General features: G+C 52.8%; 1 rRNA gene. It reads left to right on the forward strand.

From position 1 onward, the window contains the following. A 23S ribosomal RNA gene (locus QTL95_RS16125) occupies positions 1-2,609 on the forward strand; the annotation flags it as partial. Positions 2,610-2,659 lie beyond the last annotated feature (50 nt).

Raw genomic sequence — 2,659 nt, forward strand, 5'->3', positions numbered from 1 at the left:
ATAAGGTATCTACACCTGAATACATAGGGTGTAAGAAGCGAACGCAGGGAACTGAAACATCTAAGTACCTGCAGGAAAGGACATCAACCGAGACTCCGCAAGTAGTGGCGAGCGAACGCGGACCAGGCCAGTGGCAATGAGGAATAAAGCCGAACCTTCTGGAAAGTTGGGCCGTAGCGGGTGATAGCCCCGTAGGCGTAGAACACTCATTGTCCTAGAGTAGGGCGGGGCACGTGAAACCCTGTCTGAACATGGGGAGACCACTCTCCAAGCCTAAGTACTCGTGCATGACCGATAGCGAACAAGTACCGTGAGGGAAAGGTGAAAAGCACCCCGACAAGGGGAGTGAAATAGAACCTGAAACCGGATGCCTACAAACAGTCGGAGCCTGAAAGGGTGACGGCGTACCTTTTGTATAATGGGTCAACGACTTAGTGTAACAAGCAAGCTTAAGCCGGTAGGTGTAGGCGAAGCGAAAGCGAGTCTGAATAGGGCGATTTAGTTTGTTGCATTAGACCCGAAACCGAGTGATCTAGCCATGAGCAGGTTGAAGGTTGGGTAACACCAACTGGAGGACCGAACCCGCATCTGTTGCAATAGATTGGGATGACTTGTGGCTAGGGGTGAAAGGCCAATCAAACTCGGAAATAGCTGGTTCTCCGCGAAATCTATTTAGGTAGAGCGTCTGACGAATACCCCGGGGGGTAGAGCACTGGATGGGCTATGGGGACTCACCGTCTTACTGATCCTAACCAAACTCCGAATACCCGGGAGTACTATCAGGCAGACACACGGCGGGTGCTAACGTCCGTCGTGAAAAGGGCAACAACCCTAACCTCCAGCTAAGGTCCCCAAGTCATGGCTAAGTGGGAAAGGATGTGAGGATCCCAAAACAACCAGGATGTTGGCTTAGAAGCAGCCATCATTTAAAGAAAGCGTAACAGCTCACTGGTCTAAATAAGGGTCTTTGCGCCGAAAATGTAACGGGGCTGAAGCCATGCACCGAAGCTGAGGATTTGCAGTTTACTGCAAGTGGTAGCGGAGCGTTCCGTAAGCCTGTGAAGGGACAGTCGTGAGACATCCTGGAGGTATCGGAAGTGCGAATGTTGACATGAGTAACGATAAAGAGGGTGAGAGACCCTCTCGCCGAAAGACCAAGGGTTCCTGCTTAAAGTTAATCTGAGCAGGGTTAGCCGGCCCCTAAGACGAGGCGGACACGCGTAGTCGATGGGAACCACGTTAATATTCGTGGGCCTGGTGGTAGTGACGGATTGCGTAACTTGTACGGTCTTATTGGATTGATCGTGCAGGGAAGCGGTTCCAGGAAATAGCTCCACCGTATAGACCGTACCCGAAACCGACACAGGTGGTCAGGTAGAGTATACCAAGGCGCTTGAGAGAACTATGTTGAAGGAACTCGGCAAATTGCACGCGTAACTTCGGAAGAAGCGTGACCCCAAGTTAGGCAACTAGTTTGGGGTGGCACAGACCAGGGGGTAGCGACTGTTTATCAAAAACACAGGGCTCTGCGAAGTCGCAAGACGACGTATAGGGTCTGACGCCTGCCCGGTGCTGGAAGGTTAAAGGGAGAGGTGCAAGCTTTGAACTGAAGCCCCAGTAAACGGCGGCCGTAACTATAACGGTCCTAAGGTAGCGAAATTCCTTGTCGGGTAAGTTCCGACCTGCACGAATGGCGTAACGACTTCCCCGCTGTCTCCAACATAGACTCAGTGAAATTGAATTCCCCGTGAAGATGCGGGGTTCCTGCGGTCAGACGGAAAGACCCCGTGCACCTTTACTATAGCTTTACACTGGCATTCGTGTCGGCATGTGTAGGATAGGTGGTAGGCTTTGAAGCGGGGACGCCAGTTTCCGTGGAGCCATCCTTGAAATACCACCCTTATCGTCATGGATGTCTAACCGCGGTCCGTTATCCGGATCCGGGACAGTGTATGGTGGGTAGTTTGACTGGGGCGGTCGCCTCCGAAAGAGTAACGGAGGCGCGCGATGGTGGGCTCAGACCGGTCGGAAATCGGTCGTCGAGTGCAATGGCATAAGCCCGCCTGACTGCGAGACTGACAAGTCGAGCAGAGACGAAAGTCGGTCATAGTGATCCGGTGGTCCCGCGTGGAAGGGCCATCGCTCAACGGATAAAAGGTACGCCGGGGATAACAGGCTGATGACCCCCAAGAGTCCATATCGACGGGGTTGTTTGGCACCTCGATGTCGGCTCATCGCATCCTGGGGCTGGAGCAGGTCCCAAGGGTTTGGCTGTTCGCCAATTAAAGCGGTACGTGAGCTGGGTTCAGAACGTCGTGAGACAGTTCGGTCCCTATCTGCCGTGGGTGTAGGAATATTGACAGGATCTGTCCCTAGTACGAGAGGACCGGGATGGACATATCTCTGGTGGACCTGTTGTCGTGCCAACGGCATAGCAGGGTAGCTACATATGGAATGGATAACCGCTGAAGGCATCTAAGCGGGAAACCAACCTGAAAACGAGTATTCCCTATCAGAGCCGTGGAAGACGACCACGTTGATAGGACGGGTGTGGAAGCGCAGCAATGTGTGAAGCTTACCGTTACTAATAGCTCGATCGGCTTAATTGTTCTCATTGCTTATGCTCATCAAAGCGCCAAAGGCGCTTTGATCATGCATC

The organism is Rhizobium sp. S152 (assembly GCF_030380735.1).
Classification (GTDB): domain Bacteria; phylum Pseudomonadota; class Alphaproteobacteria; order Rhizobiales; family Rhizobiaceae; genus Rhizobium.